This is a genomic window from Flavobacterium sp. (assembly GCF_043773265.1).
Classification (GTDB): domain Bacteria; phylum Bacteroidota; class Bacteroidia; order Flavobacteriales; family Flavobacteriaceae; genus Flavobacterium.
In genome coordinates this window covers 1-2,715 of record NZ_JAYVFH010000239.1, presented here as the reverse complement: position 1 = coordinate 2,715, position 2,715 = coordinate 1, and the positions used below count along the sequence as shown (strand labels likewise).

Sequence of the window (2,715 nt, the reverse complement as noted above, 5' to 3'; positions counted from 1 at the left end):
CTTTTAATCGGTAAATACACCATTACTGAAACAATTTCAGGAAATGTTATTTCAAGTACAATGTCTATAATGGACGTAAACTTAGCAAAATTATCAAGTGAAGATAATCTTCAAGACAATAGATGTTATTTTGTATATAGTGATCCTAATTTATGCGATGTTACTGGAACTGTAATATTGGTGAGAGATTTAACAAATATAAATACTTTACTTTACAAATTCTTGCAATCAGAAATTTGGATAGAAAATGATTGTCCATACAAAGGTGATCCTAATGGTATACCAATTCCAATTCCTACAGAAATGGTTACATTAACCAAAGTCAATTAATTTCAAAACTGCTCAATTAATTTGAGCAGTTTTTTTTTACATTTGCTATATGACAAACAACAATCCTATAGGTCTTTTCGATTCTGGAATTGGTGGTACATCAATTTGGAAAGAAATACACAATTTACTTCCAAATGAAAACACTATTTACCTTGCAGACAGTAAAAATGCGCCTTATGGACAAAAATCAAAAGAAGAAATAATACAATTAAGTTATAAAAATACCGAGTTTCTTTTAAATCAAAACTGCAAATTGATCGTTGTAGCTTGTAATACAGCAACTACAAATGCCATAAAAGAATTACGCGATAAATATGACATTCCATTCATTGGAATTGAACCAGCAATAAAACCAGCAGCAACAAACTCTCAAACACAAAAAATAGGAATACTTGCAACAAAAGGAACACTAAACAGTGAACTTTTCTATAAAAATGTAGAGAAATTTCAAGACATAAAAATCATTGAACAAATAGGTTTCGGACTAGTAGAACTAATTGAAAATGGTAAAATAAATTCAGCCGAAATGCAGGATTTACTTAAACAATATTTAAATCCCATGATAGCACAAAACATTGATTATCTTGTGCTTGGATGCAGCCACTATCCTTTTTTAATTCCAAAAATTAAAAAAATAATTCCAAAAAATATTAAAATCATCGACTCAGGCCAAGCAGTAGCTCGTCAAACAAAAAATATACTTAACGAAAAAGTTGGCAACAGAACATTATCCGACAAAAGCACCCAAATTTTTTACACAAATACCAATCCCAAAGTATTATCAAATATCCTAAAAAACGATTATACCGTTATTCAAAAAGATTTTTAGGAACGAATCTTCATTACAATTGCTATACCATTTTCCTGCTTTCGTTTCAATCTTTTGTCTCGTTAAAAAACGAAACAAAAGGATTTACACTTAAATCAGGGTTAATTGGCCAACCATAACACCTAATTTCTCCTAAAAATCAGTACCTTTGCAAAAAAGTTACCCTAATGAACGATTCCAATAATAAAAAACGAACTGGCTCAAGCAAACCATCAACAGACAAAAAGAAAACTGCTTCTACGTCTAAACCTGCTATGGCTAAACGTTCTCAAAACAGAAAACCTATTGTCAAAAAAGATTCGCCAAACACACCAAAACCATTAAAATCTGAAGATATCAGATTAAATAAATACATCTCAAATTCTGGTGCATGTTCACGTCGAGATGCAGATATTTATATTCAATCAGGTAACGTAAAAGTAAACGGAATTCCAATTACAGAAATGGGCTACAAAGTAAAACCAGGCGATGTAGTTAACTTTGATGGCGCAACATTAATGCCAGAAAAAAAAGAATATTTTGTTTTAAACAAACCTAAAAATTTCACAACATCTTCTGAAGAAGTAGAACATAGAAATGTTCATGAATTAATAAAAGGAGCAACAAAATCTAATATACTTCCTATAGGTCGAATGGACAAAAACACAACTGGGTTGTTGCTTTTTACAAACGATACAGATATGATTAGAAAGTTTAGTCTTCCAAATCAAAAATCTCCAAAAATTTATCAAGTAACTTTAGACAAAAATCTAAAATTTGAAGATTTAGAAAAAATATCAAAAGGAGTTACACTTGACGGACATAGATTATTTGTAGATGAAATAAGTTATATTGAAAACGAACCAAAAAATGAAATTGGAATAAAACTAAGAACTCCAAACGTTAAAGTAGTTCGTGCTATTTTCGAAAATTATAAATATACTGTAATAAAGGTTGATAGAGTTGCCTTTGGAGGATTAACAAAAAAGAATTTACCAAGAGGAAACTGGAGAGTTTTAACAGAACAAGAAATTATAAATTTAAAAAACATATAACCACGCACAAGCGTGGTTTTTTCTACAATGGATAGTCAAAAAAATCTTTCAATTGCTCATGCTTGGTTTGAAGCATTTAATTCACATAATATAGAAAAGCTTTTGTCACTTTACGATGATGATGCAAAACATTTTAGCCCAAAATTAAAAGCAAAACATCCAGATACAAATGGATACATTACTGGAAAAGAAGCGTTACGGTTGTGGTGGCAAGATGCATTTAATTTACTTACGTCACTAAATTATAAAGTTACTTCATTAACATCAAACTCAGATCGAGTTTTTATGGAATATATTAGAACTGTAGAAAATGAAGATGATATGCTAATTGCAGAAGTCTTAGAAATAAAAGAAGGAAAAATCATAGCTTCAAGAGTTTACCATTCATAAAAAAACCATCAGTTAAAGCTGATGGTTTTTTTACACTAATTCAAAGCAGGACAATTACAATGATACTTCTCTGGTTTACAGAACAAGTTCACTCCAAGAGTAATCTGATGAAAACCTCCAGTATCAAACTTT

General features: G+C 30.2%; 4 protein-coding genes. All 4 read left to right on the top strand.

Going from position 1 to position 2,715, the window contains the following annotated elements:
* Positions 1-330: hypothetical protein (locus tag ACH2BO_RS12840; RefSeq protein WP_395045130.1), on the top strand; the 330-nt coding region annotated here is incomplete at its 5' end.
* A gap of 49 nt (positions 331-379) precedes the next feature.
* The gene (murI, locus tag ACH2BO_RS12835; protein WP_395045129.1) at positions 380-1,159 is read left to right on the top strand and encodes a glutamate racemase; all 780 of its coding nucleotides are present in this window, start codon (positions 380-382) and stop codon (positions 1,157-1,159) included.
* Positions 1,160-1,326: 167 nt separating this feature from the next.
* Positions 1,327-2,193 carry a pseudouridine synthase gene (locus ACH2BO_RS12830; RefSeq protein ID WP_395045128.1) on the top strand — a complete coding sequence of 289 codons (867 nt, stop codon included), beginning with the start codon at positions 1,327-1,329 and terminating at the stop codon, positions 2,191-2,193.
* A 27-nt stretch (positions 2,194-2,220) separates the two neighbouring features.
* Positions 2,221-2,583 (top strand): nuclear transport factor 2 family protein, encoded by a 363-nt coding sequence (locus ACH2BO_RS12825; protein ID WP_395045127.1) that lies wholly within the window; start codon positions 2,221-2,223, stop codon positions 2,581-2,583.
* Positions 2,584-2,715: the final 132 nt, after the last annotated feature.

Bases quoted from the DNA above. Each gene is read 5' to 3' on its own strand.
- ACH2BO_RS12830 (WP_395045128.1), top strand. From the start codon at position 1,327: ATGAACGATTCCAATAATAAAAAACGAACTGGCTCAAGCAAACCATCA.
- ACH2BO_RS12825 (WP_395045127.1), top strand. From the start codon at position 2,221: ATGGATAGTCAAAAAAATCTTTCAATTGCTCATGCTTGGTTTGAAGCA.
- murI (WP_395045129.1), top strand. From the start codon at position 380: ATGACAAACAACAATCCTATAGGTCTTTTCGATTCTGGAATTGGTGGT.